Origin of the sequence: Oceanobacillus neutriphilus, assembly GCF_014645515.1 — a bacterium.
Classification (GTDB): Bacteria; Bacillota; Bacilli; order Bacillales; family Amphibacillaceae; genus Oceanobacillus; species Oceanobacillus neutriphilus.
On the sequence record NZ_BMLW01000022.1, the window covers coordinates 44250 to 62168 of the forward strand.

15 protein-coding genes are annotated in these 17919 nt (G+C 39.3%); all 15 read left to right on the top strand.

What is annotated here, in order from left to right:
* The 15 genes from IEX29_RS24985 to IEX29_RS25055 all read left to right on the top strand — a co-directional run bounded on the left by IEX29_RS24985 (position 1) and on the right by IEX29_RS25055 (position 17762).
* Positions 1–1269 carry a M20 family metallopeptidase gene (locus IEX29_RS24985; RefSeq protein ID WP_188738350.1) on the top strand — a complete coding sequence of 423 codons (1269 nt, stop codon included), beginning with the start codon at positions 1–3 and terminating at the stop codon, positions 1267–1269.
* Positions 1270–1369: 100 nt separating this feature from the next.
* A complete protein-coding gene (locus tag IEX29_RS24990; protein ID WP_188738352.1) occupies positions 1370–2140 on the top strand; it encodes an IclR family transcriptional regulator in 771 nt (256 codons plus the stop codon).
* Between the two features lie 30 nt (positions 2141–2170).
* The gene (locus IEX29_RS24995) at positions 2171–3100 is read left to right on the top strand and encodes an aminopeptidase (protein WP_188738354.1); all 930 of its coding nucleotides are present in this window, start codon (positions 2171–2173) and stop codon (positions 3098–3100) included.
* Positions 3101–3426: 326 nt separating this feature from the next.
* Positions 3427–5304, top strand: coding sequence for a beta-N-acetylhexosaminidase (locus IEX29_RS25000; protein ID WP_188738356.1), 1878 nt, complete (start codon positions 3427–3429; stop codon positions 5302–5304).
* A 79-nt stretch (positions 5305–5383) separates the two neighbouring features.
* Positions 5384–6973 (top strand): beta-N-acetylhexosaminidase, encoded by a 1590-nt coding sequence (nagZ, locus tag IEX29_RS25005; protein ID WP_188738357.1) that lies wholly within the window; start codon positions 5384–5386, stop codon positions 6971–6973.
* Between the two features lie 87 nt (positions 6974–7060).
* Positions 7061–8674 (top strand): extracellular solute-binding protein, encoded by a 1614-nt coding sequence (locus tag IEX29_RS25010; protein WP_188738358.1) that lies wholly within the window; start codon positions 7061–7063, stop codon positions 8672–8674.
* An 83-nt stretch (positions 8675–8757) separates the two neighbouring features.
* Positions 8758–10377, top strand: a complete 1620-nt coding sequence (locus IEX29_RS25015; protein WP_229720386.1) for an extracellular solute-binding protein — start codon at positions 8758–8760, stop codon at positions 10375–10377.
* An 80-nt stretch (positions 10378–10457) separates the two neighbouring features.
* Positions 10458–11405, top strand: coding sequence for an ABC transporter permease (locus IEX29_RS25020; RefSeq protein ID WP_188738359.1), 948 nt, complete (start codon positions 10458–10460; stop codon positions 11403–11405).
* Between the two features lie 13 nt (positions 11406–11418).
* The gene (locus IEX29_RS25025; RefSeq protein ID WP_188738360.1) at positions 11419–12306 is read left to right on the top strand and encodes a carbohydrate ABC transporter permease; all 888 of its coding nucleotides are present in this window, start codon (positions 11419–11421) and stop codon (positions 12304–12306) included.
* A 53-nt stretch (positions 12307–12359) separates the two neighbouring features.
* A complete protein-coding gene (locus IEX29_RS25030; RefSeq protein WP_188738361.1) occupies positions 12360–12977 on the top strand; it encodes a YesL family protein in 618 nt (205 codons plus the stop codon).
* Between the two features lie 23 nt (positions 12978–13000).
* Entirely contained in the window at positions 13001–14152 is a 1152-nt protein-coding gene (locus IEX29_RS25035; protein ID WP_229720387.1) for an exo-beta-N-acetylmuramidase NamZ family protein, read from the top strand.
* 54 nt (positions 14153–14206) lie between these two features.
* Positions 14207–15073 (top strand): MurR/RpiR family transcriptional regulator, encoded by an 867-nt coding sequence (locus IEX29_RS25040; RefSeq protein WP_188738369.1) that lies wholly within the window; start codon positions 14207–14209, stop codon positions 15071–15073.
* 102 nt (positions 15074–15175) lie between these two features.
* The gene (locus IEX29_RS25045) at positions 15176–16132 is read left to right on the top strand and encodes a GNAT family N-acetyltransferase (protein ID WP_308423671.1); all 957 of its coding nucleotides are present in this window, start codon (positions 15176–15178) and stop codon (positions 16130–16132) included.
* 255 nt (positions 16133–16387) lie between these two features.
* Positions 16388–17305, top strand: a complete 918-nt coding sequence (locus IEX29_RS25050) for a phosphotransferase (protein ID WP_188738362.1) — start codon at positions 16388–16390, stop codon at positions 17303–17305.
* 58 nt (positions 17306–17363) lie between these two features.
* The gene (locus IEX29_RS25055; protein WP_188738363.1) at positions 17364–17762 is read left to right on the top strand and encodes a cytidine deaminase; all 399 of its coding nucleotides are present in this window, start codon (positions 17364–17366) and stop codon (positions 17760–17762) included.
* Positions 17763–17919: the final 157 nt, after the last annotated feature.

Genomic DNA, 17919 nt, shown 5'->3' on the forward strand with positions numbered 1-17919 from the left:
ATGGTAAATAAACAAGAATTAAAAGATAAGGTCATTAAAGAAGTAGAAGCATGTAAAGAAGAGTTAATTGATTTGTGCAGCTCTTTAATAAAAATTCCCAGTGAAAATCCTCCAGGTGATTCCACGGAAATAAGCCGGTTCATTGAAAATTATCTAAAAAAATTCGGAACAGAGGTAGATTTCTATGAATCTGCTGATAAAATGTATAATCTCGTTTCCAGCATCGGTTCGGAAGAAGGAAAACACTTAATCTACTGCGGCCATACGGATGTTGTTCCAGCAGGAAATCTGGAAAAGTGGGACTTCGACCCGTTTTCCGGAGAGGTAAAAGATGGCTGGATGTTAGGAAGAGGAGCCAGCGACATGAAGGCTGGGCTTTCCGGAATCATATTTGCCTTTACCATATTAAAGCGTCTTCAAATTAAATTACCAGGGAAACTTTCCCTTGCTATTGTTCCGGATGAAGAGACTGGTGGAGATTATGGTGTACCGTGGTTACTTAAAAACAAAATCATACATGGAGACGGCTGTTTAATTGCAGAACCATCATCACCGTATAATCCAACTGTTGCACAAAAAGGCTCTTATTGGTTTGAACTGGAGGTATTTGGTGAACCGGGACATGGAAGCCTATCCCCCTTAGCCGGAAAAAATGCGATCACAGATGCAGTACGTGCTATAAGAGAAATTCAGAAATTATGGGATATTCAAATCAAAATGCCAGAAGAAGTGGAGCAATTAATTCATGTATCACAAAAATATATGAGAGAGGTTGAAAAGGATAGAGAAGCATTTATGCCGGTTCTTGAACATATTACAGTAAATATAGGCACGATTGAAGGCGGCACAAAATCAAATGTCATTCCGGAAAATTGTAAAGTAAAAGTTGACTGCCGGCTGCCATTTGGTATTACAGAGAAAGAGGTAACCGATTTTTTACATGAAAAACTAGGAGAATTGGGTATTGATTATAAAATTCGTCCGTTTGGATTCAGAAGCAACGCCAATTTTACAGACTCCAATGATCCAGTGTGTAAAGCGATTGTAGATAATATTTCCTCTGTAACAGGGCATGAGGCATATGGAGTGATGCAGTGGGCCAGCAGCGATGCAAGACATTTCAGAGATTACAATATTCCTGTTCTTCAGTATGGCCCGGCATTTTTGCCAACAATTCATGGCTATAATGAGAGAGTTCAGGTAGAACAAATTATAACTTGTGCAAAGGTATATGCAGCAGCTGTGATAGATTTTCTTTACGCGGAGTAATAAAAAGTGTGAAAATATGTAATTACTCTGTTTATTTGAAATTATATGTTAAGATAGGGCTAAATGCTTTCAGACTCTAGATGATAAGTTGGGGATGCTAATGTTAAAAACGTTACACAGTGCATTAGAAGTGCTTAAAATGTTTACAAGGGAAAAGCCCAAATGGGGCGGAAGAGAGCTTGCTAATGAGATGCAGATGAATCATACAAAAATTTATCGCATTTTAGAAACCTTGGAAAACAATAACTTTCTTTTTAAAGATCCAGCGACGAAGAAATATTCATTAGGATTTGCCGTTTGGGAGCTGGGAACGGTGATGTACGAAGGGCTTAATGTCAAGCAGCTGATACGGCCAATTTTAAAAGAGCTGAGCCGTCAAACAGGGGAATCTGTATTTCTTACCTTATTAGACAAAGAAGAGGCTGTCACGCTTGATGTGCTTGAACCGGAAAATAAAGTGAAATTTTCCGTTTCTGTAGGCAGCCGTGCCCCTTTGTATGTTGGTGCTTCCTATCGATCTATTTTGGCGTATCTGGATGAAGAAACGATTGACAGAATATTAACTCCTGAAAGATTAATAAAGTATACGAACGATACGATGACCGATCCGGATGAATTAAGGGCAGAGCTGGACAAGATTCGTCAACAAGGATGGTCGAGAAGCCAGAGTGAGTATACGGAAGATATCATTGCCATTGCCGTTCCACTGTTCAGCAATAAAGGAATTATTGGTTCTATTACTGTATCTGGACCAGTCTATCGTATGCAGGATGAAAAAATAATGAATTATTTATCTCTTTTAATAGAGGCAAGAAATGAAGTTGCAGAAGTAATCGATAAGTATCAATTACAGTTAAATAGCAGTAATTAAAAAGATATACTTATGAGAGGAAGTTTATGGATGCAAGATTATATCAATGTGGCAGAGAGTGTGCTAGCAAATAATTTATTTATGAAACAAGATGAACAAATATTAATTATTACCGATACAGAGCTAAAAGAAATCGCCAATATATTCTATCAGGCAGGCCTGAAAAGAAAAAATGAAACAGTGCTTATGGAAATGACTCCCAGATTGAAATCAGGAGAAGAGCCTCCACAGACTATAAGTGAAGCTATGAAGGCAGCAGAGGTTGTTCTGTGTATCACAAAACATTCCCTCACGCATACAAGTGCAAGAAAAAATGCTTCCAGTGCCGGGGCTCGTATTGCAACGATGCCAGGTGTGACATTAGATATGCTGAAGAATGGAGCTATTTCAGCAGATTATAATGAGGTTGTTGAACGCACAAAAAAATATTGTGAATTACTTAATCAAGGTAATCAGGTCGAAATTAAAAAAGGAGATACCTCCTTATCTTTTTCGATTAAGAACAGGACAGGAATTGAGAGTACTGGTGTATTCCAGGAAAAAGGAGAAGCAGGGAATCTTCCTTCCGGGGAGGCTTACATTGCACCAATAGAGGATTCGGCTAACGGGACAATAATGATAGATGGATCTGTTGCTGGGATTGGTGTGATAGAGGAACCTTTAACCTTAGAAATTGAAGATGGTAAATTAATTACGGCTAGTGGAGACAAAGGTAAAGAGCTGCTTGAATTATTAGGTGATGGAGACGGGAGAAAAATCGCTGAATTTGGGATTGGAACGAATAACAAGGCGCGGCTGATTGGAAATGTTCTAGAAGATGAGAAAGTCTTTGGCACAGTGCATATAGCCTTTGGCAGTAATAAATCCTTTGGTGGAGAAACAGAAGCAAATGTACATATTGACTGTGTTATCAAAAATCCAATTGTATCTATTGATAATAAGGAAGTTATATTCAATTAAAATGCTAAGTTGGAGAATGCAGCTTATGTAGCAATTGTTAGAATTTCAGTTTTCTACTCAAAGTGACTGCAATCCGATTGTTATTAAAGAAAATAAATAATGAAGATAAACCCTCAAAATTATTTTTTGAGGGTTTTTTTAACTGTTTTCCAACTAAACATAAAACACAATAACAATTTTCACGATATAAATCTGATATTCTATTTCAATTTTAAGAAGCATATCCTAATACAAACCAAAAGCATGTCAGAATTCTCATACGAGAAATCCACTATGTGAAAGCTGCTGATAAAATCTAATGGCTGAAAAGCGGGGGCAGATAATATATGAAGCTTCACTTAACAGGAGAGCTGTCGCAGGTGAAAAAAGGACTGAGTCATCTGTTGAACGATCTGGATATTGAATTGGCGAAGGAAGGACATCGAATCCATGTGACGCAAAGAGAAGGTCCTCTTTTGGTGAAAAAACTTAACGGAAAAGGTGAAATTGTATTTCAGGATAAAATTCATTTTTTCAGAGGGCTTGGATTATGGCTGGAACATTTTTATTCAGAAACGGATTTCGAACTTATAGAGAAACCAAAGTTTACAATGAACGGTGCAATGCTGGATGCTTCCCGCAATGCAGTAATGAAGGTAGACGGAATAAAGGATTTATTGCGTAAAATAGCGGTAATGGGACTCAATACATTGATGGTATATACAGAAGATACATATGAAGTAAAAGAATATCCTTATTTCGGTTATATGCGTGGAAGATATACAAAGGAAGAGCTGAAGGAATGTGATCAGTATGCTGCAGAATTAGGGATTGAAATGATCCCGTGCATTCAGACACTAGCTCATTTAACAGAAGCTTTAAAATGGAATTATGCAATCGATATACGGGATACCGCTGATATCTTATTAGCAGAATCCGAAGCAACATACACCTTTTTAGATCATCTCATTGAAGCTGCAAGCTGTCCATTTCAATCGAAGCGGATTCATATTGGAATGGACGAAGCACATCAGCTTGGTTTAGGGAAATATCTCGATAAACATGGCTATCAAAAAAGATTCGATATCATGAATAAACACCTTCAAGAGGTTATAGCCATTACGGATAAGAAAAAATTAAAGCCGATGATTTGGAGTGATATGTATTTCCGCCTCGGCTCCAAGTATGGAGGTTATTATGACTTAGATGCTGAAATTCCGGAATCGGTCGTCGCGTCTGTACCGGAAACACAGCTTGTTTATTGGGATTATTACCACGATGATGAAGAATTTTACCGTACCTTTATCCAAAAGCATAAGGCGTTAAAAGCTGATCCAGTGTTTGCAGGGGGTGTGTGGACGTGGAATGGCATCTCTCCTAACTATGGAAAAGCCTTTGCTGCGAGTGAAGCAGCCTTGCATGCCTGTAAAAAAGAGGGGATTAGTGAGGCTTTTGCTACCATATGGGGAGATAACGGAGCAGAAACACCAATGGTGACAGCCTTACCGGTTTTACAGCTATTTGCCGAACATACCTACCATGAATCTTTCTCTGAAGAACATTTACACCGGCGGTTTCATTTTTGTACGGGAGCAAATTTTAATGACTTTATGCTTTTCAATCAATTAGATGAAACACCCGGGATAGCTAAGAATAATCCGCAAACCTCCAACCCTTCCAAGCTGTTATTGTGGCAGGATATTTTGATTGGCTTATACGATGCGAATATCAAAAATTTTCCACTGAACAATCATTATACAGAGCTGACAGCTAAGCTTGAGAAAGCAGCAGAAAGAAATTCAAATTGGAATCTATTATTTGATTTCTATAAACAGCTATCGCATGTTTTAAGTGTGAAAGCAGAATTAGGAAGAGACTTGAAAGCAATGTATGATGATCAGAATCGAAGCAAGCTCCAGAATATGCTGCCTGCTTTAGAGGACGTGAAAGATCGTGTCGATACATTAAGAAAGGCTCATCGTAAACTATGGTTTTCATTCAATAAACCCTTTGGCTGGGAAATTATTGAGATTCGTTATGGCGGTGTGCTCGCACGAATAGATACGGTGATTTACCGCCTGCAGCAATATATCGAAGGAGAAATCAGCGGAATGGAGGAGCTGGAAGAAGAACGGCTGCATTTTGAAGGTCCATATCCTATGTCAGAAGGCTCCTTAGGCAGGAATCTCTATCATCGTATTGTAACAGCAGGTAATTTATCTTAAATAGGATGTTCAAAAAGCCCAATGAACAGGACTTTTTGAACGCACAGTTAAAAGGAAATAGAGAAAAGGAGAATGCTTCATGGTCAAGAAGGAATTAGAAAGAAAAATTGGTCAGCTGCTCGTTGTCGGATTCGACGGGACGACAGTGAACCCAAAAATAAAAAAATTAATTCATGATTATCATGTCGGTTCTATTATTTTATTTAGCCGAAATATTGGAGAGCCGGAAGAGGTATTGCAATTAACCTCCGATTTACAAAAGGAAGCTAAAAAAGCTGGATATGAAAAACCATTGCTTATTTGTCTGGATCAGGAGAACGGCGTTGTCAGCAGAATCCATAAAGGATTAACTTCTTTTCCTGGATCGATGGCATTGGGAGCAACAGATAATCCACAATATGCTTATAAAATAGGTCTGGCAACAGGGAAAGAATTAAAAGCGCTCGGGATTAATTGGAATCTGGCACCTGTTTTAGATGTGAATAATAACCCAGATAATCCTGTCATCGGTGTTCGTTCCTTTGGTGAAGACGCTGAAAAAGTTGCTGAATTAGGTGAAGCCATGATGAAAGGGCTGCAGGATGCCGGAGTGATGACATCCTTAAAGCATTTTCCCGGGCATGGGGATACCAATGTAGATTCGCACCTGGATTTGCCGGTGATTTCACATGAGATGGAGCGACTGGAAAATATCGAATTGGTACCGTTTAAAGCTTGTATCGAAGCAGGTGCAGATTCTGTGATGACGGCTCATGTGTATTTCCCGGCGATTGAGCCGAAGGAAAATACACCGGCGACTCTATCCAAAAGCGTCTATAGTGATCTTTTACGTGAAAAGCTTGGATTTACAGGAGCAATTACAACAGACTGTATGGAAATGAAAGCAATATCGAATTCGATTGGAACTGAAAAAGGAGCTGTAAAGGCGCTGCAGGCAGGTACGGATTTTGTCATGATTTCTCATACGTATACTGTCCAGGAAGGAGCTATACAGGAAATCGTAAGTGCTGTTGAAAGTGGAAAGCTGTCTCTTTCACGGATTGAAGAATCGATCCAGCGCATTCATCGGTTGAAAGAAAAATATACGAGCTGGAGAGATTTTCATTTTCCCAAAGCAAAAGATGCCTTACAAATTGTCGGTTCAAAAAAACATCGACAGCTGGCACAAACCGCTTATCGGGAAAGTGTAACGATAGTGCATAATCATCAGCTGCTGCCGTTAAACACAGAAGAGCAACTGAAAGTCCTTGTGCTGGAGCCGGCACATGGAGCTATGATGCAGGCGGAGGATAACAAAAGAAATCAAAATTCACTCGGCTCTGCGGTAAGAGAATATGCTCCGGGTGCAGCTGTAGAAGTATATGACCTGAATGAACTTGAAAAGGCTGTGGACGGATTTACTGGCCAGGCCAAAAACTATGATTATATTATTTTAGGGACCCTGACCATAACTGAAAATAGTCCGGTGATTACACTCGTTAATCAATTACTGAAAGAAAATAAGAAGGTTATTGGAGTCGGTATGCGGAATCCGTATGATTCTCATTTTCTGCAAAATGTGCAAGCTTTTCTCAACACATATGAATCCAGCTATCCTGCCTTGCAAATTGCTGCAGGAGTAATTTTTGGTGAAGAAGAGGCAAAAGGAACATTACCGGTCAACATTTGATTTACTTTCATCTGCAAAGGGAGGGAGGAGGAAAATGTGCAACAGAGGCTAATAAACAGATAAAGAAAATCTGAGGGGGGGATTAGTGTGAAATTCCAGAAAAAAATCCTGTTTCTATTATGCGTTTCCTTTTTATTGATACTTACTGCATGCGGTAACGATGAAAAAGAGGATATGGGCGGAAGTGAAGAAGCACTTGATAATTTGAATCAAGATGGTATGCCAATTGTGGAGAATGAAATTACATTGGATGTATTTGCCGGTCATGCAGCATCAACAGCGGAAGATTGGAATGATATTCCTGTCTTAAATGAGTATGAAAAAATGACGAATATAGACATGAACTGGAATCAGGTTCCTGTTGACGGGCTGCAGGAAAAAAGAAATCTGGCTCTTGCAAGTGGTGATTTACCAGACCTTTTCTATGGATCTTATATGCCAAATTCAGATTTATATAAGTACGGTGAGCAGGGTATTTTTATTCCTCTAAATGATTTAATCGATGAATATGCTCCGAATATAAAGGCATACCTGGAGAAATATCCAGAAATTAAAAAAGGTATCACTTTTCCAGATGGAAACATCTATGCAGTTCCCAGATTGAGAGATCCGGATTCTCCAACATCGCTGATGGATGATAAACCATGGATTAACAAAGAAATTTTAGATGAATTAGGAATGGATAACCCGGAAACGACAGATGAATTTTATGAATATTTAAAAGCGGCAAAAGAATTATCCGTTGATGGCAATGATGTCATCCCGTTCAGCAGTGTGTCCATGGATCGTTTATTTCATTGGCTGACTGGCTCATTTGGGGTTTCAAATAAAGGAATTTTACATGGTTCCATTGATGAAGATCCGGAAACAGGAGAGTTGCGTTTTTACCGGACGGCTGATGAGTATAAACAATTGCTGGAATACATGAACAAGCTTTATACGGAAGGCTTGATTGAACAAAATATCTACTCTATTGAAGTGGATCATTTTCTCGCAAATGGTGCAGAAGGAAAGTATGCTGCCATGAACTTCTTCAACCCGAAAGATTATTTTGGAGAAGAAGTGGGCGGCCGTTATGTTCCGGGAAATGCGCTGGAAGGTCCAAATGGAGATAAATTATTTACTTCCGTCATTTCACCAGTAAATAGCCTGGGACACTTCTCCATTACGAATGTCAATGAAAATCCGGAAGCAACGATTCGCTGGATTGATTATTTCTGGAGCGATGAAGGAGCGAAGATGTTCTTTATGGGATTAGAAGGAGAGACCTATGAAGAAACACCAGATGGGCCGGAGCTGACAGAAGAGATTACAAATAATCCTGATGGCTTAACCGTTCAGGAAGCATTGGCACAGTATATCATTAACCCGGGTGGTGGACATCCGGTTATTGAAAATCCGGAATATTCGACAGCACCGGAATTTCAGCCTGAAGATCTCGAAAATGCCGAGAATATGGCCCCTTACCTGATTGAAGAGCCATGGCCATTTTTCTTCTATGAAGAAGAGGAACAGGCAACATTGGAATCACTAGGAGCGGATATTCAGAAGTATGTTGCGGAGATGGAAGCGCAATTTGTTACAGGAGAAACGTCATTTGAGGCGTGGGATAACTATGTAAAGACATTGGAAGAAATGGGTCTTGATGGGTATATGGAAATTCAGGAGAAAGCACTGGAGCGTTATGAAGAAGGTCAGTAATTAGCAGCATTATAAGTGGAGAAAAGGAAGAACGTATCCATTTCCCTCCTTATAAAAGAATAAAAAGCCTGGAGGTATTTCCTGTGAATATCAAGAAAAAATTTATTATCTTAGCGGCAGTGCCGATCATCGCATTAGCCGCATGTAATAAAGAAAACAACGAGGATGTGGGCGGCAGTGAAGAGGCTTTAAATAATTTAAATACAGAAGGCATGCCAATTGTGGATGACACAATTGAATTAGAAATCTTTGCTGGTAAAGCAGCAACAACAGCGGATGATTGGAATGACGTTTTACTTTTAAATGAATATGAAGAAATGACAAATATGGATATTACATGGAATATGGTACCGGCTGACGGATTAGAGGAAAAACGAAATCTGGCTCTTGCAAGCGGGGATTTGCCGGATGTTTTCTACTCTGCCAACCTGCCAGTTTCCGATGTTCAAAAGTACGGCGGCCAGGGCACATTTATCCCTTTAAATGATTTGATCGAAGAATATGCACCAAATATCAAAAAGGTTCTGGATGAAAACCCGGATATCCGAAAAGGAATCACCTTCCCGGACGGAAATATTTATTCCATTCCGACCGTCTATTCACCAGATTTTTCATCCTTATTAATTGGTGCCAAAGGGTGGGTGAATGGAGACTGGTTAGAGCAGCTCGACATGGATAATCCGGAGACGACGGAAGAATTCTATGAGTATTTAAAAGCGGTGAAAGAAACGGATTTAAATGGCAATGGAAAAAATGATGAAATTCCATTAAGCAGTGTAGCGGAAATGTCCCGTATTATTCACTGGATATCCGGAGCATTCGGTGTTCAAAACCGCGGGCAGCTTCATACCTTAATTGACAGTGATCCAGATTCAGAGGAGATCCGTTTTTACCCTATTGATGATCAATATAAAGAAATGCTGACGTATCTGAATAAGCTTTATGAGGAAGAGCTGATTGAACAGAACATTTATTCCTTAGAGGTGGATCAGCATCTGGCAAATGCAGCAGATGATCTTTATGGAGCTGTACAGTTCTACAATCCGATGGAATTGTACGGGAAAGAAGTTGGTGGTCAGTTTATTCCGGGGAACGCGCTGGAAGGTCCGGATGGTACGAAAATGTACACAGGAATTACCTCTCCTGTCCTTTCATTGGGTAATTTCCTGATTACAAGTGAGAATGAAAACCCGGAAGCTGCGTTGAGATGGATTGATTATTTCTGGAGCGAGGAAGGGCAAAAAATGTTCTTTATGGGTATTGAAGGCGTGACCTATGAGGAAACAGATGAAGGTCCGCAGCTGACAGAGGAAATAACGGATAATCCAGATGGCTTAACGCTGACGCAGGCACTGGCGGAATATATTATCAATCCGGGCGGAAATCATCCAGTTATTATCACAGATGACTTCTTTACCGGTTCAGAAAATGCACCAACTGATGTAGAAGCTGCTGAGCAATTAGAGCCGTATTTAATTGAAGAAATTTGGCCGGCATTTACGTATACAGCAGAAGAAAATGATCGTATTGCTGTACTGGAAACAGACTTGCAAAAATATGTAGAAGAAATGCAGGCCGGTTTTATTACAGGAGAGAATGGTTTCTCTGAATGGGATACGTATGTGGAAACTGTTAAGAACATGGGCTATGACGAATACATGGAAATACAGCAAGCCGCTTATGAGCGCTATAAGGAAAATTAAAAGCTTCTCATCCTGAATAGAAGTTGAATTTATCAACGGCTGGATTTATGCCCAGCCGTTGATAAACAGGAGGTTAAAGAATGAAGGGAGTAAAAAATGATATTTCTGTACCAGCCCAGAGTAAATTCGATCAAGTGAGAAAGAACTTTGCCCGAAATTGGCAAATATATGTTTTCTTACTTCCAGCGGTTGCGTATTTTATCTTATTACATTATATCCCGATGTATGGCGTACAGATTGCTTTCAAAAACTTTTTTGCCAACCTTGGAATTTGGGGAAGCCCATGGATCGGATTTGATCATTTCGAACGCTTTTTTAATTCATATTATTTTTGGAGACTGCTTAAAAACACATTGATTTTAAGTGCGTATCAATTAATCTTATTCCCATTGCCTATTATTCTGGCACTCTCCCTGCATGAAGTCAGGAATAGAATATTTAAGAGATGGGCGCAAACATTAACCTATGCTCCGCACTTTATTTCTGTCGTTGTTGTTGTAGGAATGATTGTGATCTTTTTAGACCCTACAACCGGCTTAGTAAACCGTCTTATTTTATTCTTTGGCGGAGATCCAGTAAATTTCCTGACAAGCCCGGACTGGTTCAGACATGTGTTTACATGGTCTGGTGTCTGGCAGACTCTTGGATGGGGCTCTATAATTTATCTGGCAGCATTATCCGGTGTTAATCCCGAATTACATGAAGCGGCAAAGGTGGATGGTGCATCCCGGCTTCAACGTATTTTTCATATTAATATCCCGAGCATTCTGCCGACGATTGTTGTGTTATTTATCCTAAACATCGGCAGCTTTATGACAGTCGGCTTTGAAAAAGTATTGCTGATGCAAAATAATTTAAATGCCAAAACATCTGATGTGATTCAGACATTTGTGTATCAGACGGGTCTCTTGGAAGGGCAGTACAGCTTTGCAGCGGCTATCGGACTGTTCGACTCGGCAATCAACATCGCACTGCTCGTCCTATTTAACTCTGTAGCCAGAAAAGTAAGCGATAACAGTCTATGGTAAGGAGGTTTGGAAGATGAAAAGGATTACGCTGTCGGATAAAGGCTTTGATTTGATAAATACGATATTTCTTCTCGTCATTTTAGTATTAATCGTCTATCCATTAATCTTTGTTCTAAGTGCCTCTATCAGTGATCCGCAGGCAGTCAGCTCAGGAAAAATGTGGCTCTGGCCGGTGGATATTACCTTTAAAGGATATGAACGTGTATTTGCCAATGATGCCATCTGGCTCGGATACAGAAATACCATTATTTATACCATCGTAGGAACGGCGATTCATTTATTTGTTTTACTACCATGCGCATATGCTTTATCACGCAAAGAATTAATGGCAAAGAAGCTTATCCTCTGGTTTGTATTGTTTACAATGCTGTTTAATGGAGGCTTAATTCCAACCTATCTTGTTGTGAAATCAATGGGAATGCTTGATACGATGTGGGCAATTATTATTCCAAATGTCGTGGGAGCCTGGTCTATTCTTGTAGCAAGAGCTTTTTTTCAGCAAAGTATCCCGGACCAATTAGTGGAAGCGTCCAAAATTGATGGTGCCTCTGATTTCTATATTTTTATCCGGATGGTATTACCGCTCTCTCTGCCAATTATTGCGGTAATGGCACTATTTCATGCAGTGAATTTATGGAATCAGTACTTTAACGCTTTAATTTATTTATCAGATAGAGATAAGTACCCGCTGCAATTAATTTTAAGAGAGATTCTGGTTGTAAATCAGATGCAGCTGAATGACCCGGGAGGATCAGCAGAATCGCTGGTAGACCAGGTGAAAACAGCCGGTCTGATTAAGTATGCAGTGATTATTGTATCATCATTGCCATTATTATTAGTTTACCCATTTGTCCAACGTTTTTTTGTCCAGGGTGTTTTAATAGGTTCTATTAAAGAATAAGAGAGCAGCCGGCAGATATGAAAGAATTCCTGAGAGAACAGGAGGGAAAGGTGATGAGCGGTTTTGTTGAGGGTTATTATCGCTTTGCTGTATGGGTGACAAGATTTGCCTGCCTGAATTTACTATGGATTGCATTCACGCTGCTCGGCCTTGGTTTATTCGGTTTATTTCCTGCGACGGCAGCGATGTTTGCAGTGGTAAGAAAGTGGATTAATGGCGAGAAGGATATATCCGTATTTCATGTCTTTTGGAAATCCTATAAAAAAGAGTTTCTGAAAATAAATGTTTTAGGATATATATTGGCTGGAGCAGGCTATTTGATGACAATGGAATTCCAAATTTTACGGACACAGGAGCATATCGCATATACAGTAGCAAGTTTTGCGGTCATTGGTTTATTTTTATTATTATCTGTAATTGCTCTCTTCCTTTTTCCGATTTTTGCACATTTCCAATTACGGACATTGGACTATATAAAATGGGCGTTACTTATCGGAATTGGACATCCTTTATTAACAGTATTTCTTCTTGGGATTATTATTGCTTTAACATATCTTTCGTTTATGACAATTCCTGCATTATTATTTTTCTTCGGGGGAAGTGTATTTGCTTATATCATCATGTGGGGTGTTCATTTAACCTTCTCAAAAATGGAAGAAAGTCTTGGTTAAAATAGAAGTGGAGGTGTGCAGAATTGGTACGAACAGGTCTGGATATTTTTTTAGAAAAAGGATATAAGAGGGTGGAAGGTCACCGGATTGGTCTGGTCACCAACATGACTGGCGTGAACGGGAGGCTTCAGCCCTCCATCGATTTATTTGCAGAGCATCCGGCAATTAACCTTGTTGCCTTATATGGTCCTGAACATGGTATTCGCGGAGATGCGAAGGAAGGGCAGAAAGTAATATCTACAACCGATGATGCCACAGGATTGCCTGTTTACAGTTTATATGGTGAGACGAGAAAACCGAGTAAAAAAATGCTTGCAGAAGTGGACGTTCTTCTATTTGATTTACAGGATATCGGTTCCAGATACTACACGTATATTTATACCATGGTTTATGTTATGGAAGCCTGTATGGAATATGGAAAAAAGCTGATTGTTCTTGACCGGCCCAATCCTGTTTCCGGACTGAAAATGGAGGGTAATCTGGTAGAAAAGGAATTACGTTCCTTTGTCGGTCTGCTGCCAATCCCGAACCGTCACGGTATGACGATAGGGGAATTGGCATTATTATTCAAAAATGAGTTTGCTTACTCATGCGATCTCTCTGTTGTACCGATGGAAGGATGGAAACGAAGTATGTATTTTGATGATACGAATTTATTTTGGGTCCCGCCGTCTCCGAATACCCCTGCTATCGACACAGCTGTTTTATATCCTGGCACTTGCCTGATCGAAGGAACGAATGTATCTGAGGGGAGAGGGACCGCAAAGCCATTTGAATGGATTGGGGCTCCATATATTGACGGGCAGAAGCTGGCAAAAGAATATAACGATAAAAGAATACCCGGAGTTCTGGCCCGTCCTGTTTCTTTTGTTCCTGCCTATCAAAAACATGAAGGTCGACTCTGCAGCGGTGTGCAGCTTCATATTGAAAACCGTGATAAACTGCATTCCTTGCAGGCAGGCGTTACCTTAGTTGAAACCATCGCAAATGTATATCCCAATCAATTTCAGTTTATTCAAAATGAAAATGGAAAGTATTTTTTTGATTTACTGGCTGGGACAAAACGATTAAGAAAATATATTTTAGACGGGGAAACGGAAAGCTATTTGGAGGAAAGTCAACAGGAGCTGGAGCTATTTAAAAAAATGAGGAAAAAATATCTTTTATATCGTTAGAAGAAATACAGCTTTGATCAGAGAAAAAGAAATGAGTTGATCATATTGCCTTTTATGAACGGTGGAATAACAAGAATGAATGAGATGCTGCCCAGTCTCCCGCCATCTGAAAAAAAGATTGCTGATTATATTCTAAAGAATCCGGAATCAGCCATTTCATTAACCGCAAAGGAGCTGGGAAAACGCAGTGAAACAAGCGGGGCAGCAGTGATTCGATTATGTAAATCTTTGAATCTGAAAGGCTTCCATGATTTAAAAATCCGCATTGCTGGTGATTTACAAAGCAAAGAAGAATACGGCTTCCGTGATATTAATCCCGATGAAACGTCTTTATCCATTATTGACAAAATGACGAATAACAGTATTCAAACAATCCGGGAGACAGCACAATTAATCGATATTGATCAGCTGCAGGCTGGAGTAAAATGGATGAGTGAAGCATCTAAAATCCTGTTTATCGGCATTGGTGCATCAGGAATGATTGCTCTGGATGCGGTACAAAAATTTATCCGGATTAATAAAAATGCTTATGCCTTTGAAGATATGCATACAGCGGCGATAGTGATTGCCAATATGAAGGCAAGGGATGTTGTTGTCGGTATTTCTTTTTCTGGAGAAACCATTGAAATTGCAAATATGCTGCACCTTGCTAAAAAAAGAGGAGTGAAGACAATCAGCCTGACAAAATACGGGAAATGGCCCGTTACCGAGCACGCAGACATAAAACTGTATACATCTACAACAAGAGAGCCTATTTTCCGAAGCGGAGCTACATCCTCCCGGATAGCACAGCTGCAGGTCATGGATATTTTATTTATGAGCGTGGCTGCAGTGCAGTATCCTGTTACAATGAAGCACCTGGATGAAACAAGAGATGCAGTGGACTTCTTTAAACAAGGATGTGAAAAGATAAAAAAATAAATAATTTTATGAATGCGTTTTCATTAAGGTTTTATTGCGGTATTATAAGAAGAACAAATAAATTTTAGTAGCAACACCCATCCAAAAAAGAAGGGATAATCAATGATGAGGTTAGAGGCATGGAATGAAGAACGAATAGAGGATATTGTTCAATTATGGAATCAGGAAATTGGGGCCGGCTTTCCAATGCGAAAAGAGTTATTTAAACAAAATAGCTTTGAAGACGAAAATATATGTAACCGGGCCTCAGCTATTGCTGTGGACGATGAAGATAATGTTATTGGATTCATTGCCGCAAAAATATATCAGGAAAAAAAGATGTTGGATATGAGCAGGACAACCGGATGGATTCAGGTGCTTCTTGTTAGCCGAAATCATAGAAACAAGGGCATTGGCTCAAAATTATTAGTAAATGCTGAAACGCATTTAAAGAATGCTGGTGCAAATCAGATTCTCTTGGGGCGCGACCCATGGCACTATTTTCCCGGTATTCCGGTCGAAATGGAAAAAACAAAAGCCTGGTTTGCGTATAAAGGGTATGAAAATAACGGTACCGACCATGACTTGATTAGAACGTATAACGTTCATGATGAAGTAAAAATCCCGAAAATAGACGGGGTGGAATTTAGCGTCTTAGAGCTGGAGGATAAGGAATTATTTCTTGAATTTTTACAACGCTGTTTCCCGGGAAGATGGGAATATGAAGCGATTCATTATTTTCAAAAAGGCGGTACAGGAAGAGAATTTGCTATTTTAAAGAAAGAAGAAAAAATCATTGGGTTCTGTCGAATGAATGATGAAAAATCGGTGCTAATTGCTCAAAATGTATACTGGGCTCCTTTGTTCAAGGAGAGGTTAGGCGGTATCGGACCTTTAGGGGTGGATGAGAGGGAACGCGGACAAGGATATGGATTGGCAATTGTTGAAGCTGGTATTGCCTTTTTAAGGCAGCGGGGTATTTCTCGTATTGTGATTGACTGGACGGGGCTGGTGGAGTTTTATAATTTATTGGGATATGATATTTGGAAAACATATGCTTCGTATAGAAAAGGAATTTAAACACTAACTTATCGATTATTTCTATATACTTCAAAAAATTATTGTCAACACAGACAGAGAGTGGGGCATAGTTTGCAGGCTGCCAACGGGTGGAAAGCAGTTCCAAAAATACTCTCCTCAAATAAAAAGGGAGAGTATTTTGATTTTTCTTCCCTTTATCACGATTTTTGGGGATTTTAAGTTATAATTATTTGGTCAAGCTAAATTATCAGATTAGTAATATCAAGGATTTTCTAATACAAAGGATGAATAAAAATGAACAGTAAAGCTATTTTAAAAGAATTTGGATTTAATGTCACTGAAGAACCGCAAAGCATTTACCCATTTTCTCCAGTCTATAAGCTTCAAAATTATATTATCAAGAAAACACAATATCCTTTGGAAAGAGCCTGGAATCTCGTCAGATATACTACATATTTAAAAGAAAACGGTATATCCATTGTCACTCCAGTAAATTTACACGCCAGCAATCCAAAACAAATAGATGACGCATGCTATATCTGCTACCCGTTTATAAATGGAAGCAATTATCAGGGAACGGAGAAAGAGATTAAACAGGCAGGAGAGCTTTTGGGGCGGATTCATGCACTTTCCTCCAGCAAAAATATATTTGATTTAAGTGAATATGATGTTTTTGATTTTTATCATCATGAAGTGGATGATCATATGAAAAAGATTAGTATTTTTGCGGGCAGCTATCAAGTCAATATGTCTATTCAGAAGCTGAAAGACTTATTACATACAGCAGTGGAGAATCAGGAAAAAGTAAAAAACACATCATTAAATTGGGTAGAGACGCCGTATGATTATAAAGCCAATAATCTAGTGTTTCAAAGCAGTCCTGTTCTTATCGATCCGGATAATGCCAAGTGGATTCCGCGTACGTTTGATTTAGCGTTGGCATTATTATTGTTTCATAATGAATTTTCATCTGCCCCCAATCGTACTTTTACACCGAAAGAATGGAAACTGTTTTTAGATGGCTATTCCAAGCATCAGACTCTCACAAATACAGAGATAAAAGCCTGGGAAGAAACTGTTTTACACGTGTTTTTGGATGAAGTAATGTGGCTGATGGCAGAAGTGGAAGAGGATTGGGAACGGAAGGAACAAAGGGATTTGTTTGTCAGTGTCACAGAAACACTGTTTCATATAAAAGACTATCCTGTTTAGATAATCAGAAGTATAATGTTATGCAATCAAAAGAAAAATAAAATGGGAGATTAGAATAATGGATATAGAAAAAAAGCTGTATCAGGCAGCTGTGGATTTAGTCAAAGAGAGATACCCATCTGGCTGGGGCGGTGCAGCAGCCATGTACACAGAAGCAGGACAAATATTAACAAGTGTTGCTCCTGAAGTTATTAATGCCTCTACAGAATTGTGTATGGAAACAGGTGCAATTTTAGAAGCGCATAAGCTTCATATAAAAGTAACCCATTCCATTTGTGTTGCCAGAGAGGATGAGAATGCCCCATTTCTTATTTTAACGCCATGTGGTGTTTGTCAGGAGCGGCTTTTTTATTGGGGAGAAGAGGTCAAAGCAGCTATAACCAATCCGGATAATGAGCTTGAATTTAAAACGTTGAAAGAGCTGCAGCCGTATCATTGGTACAAAGCATATAATTAATGACTGAGCAAGCGAAAAAAGGAAGAACGACATAAACGATAGACTTTCCAGACTGATATGCTCCCTTTATAGTAGACAGAGAAATAATAAAAATTCTCTCCTATGAAGAAGGGAGTATTTCGTATGTCTAAAAGAGGAACGAGACATGAACTGGATG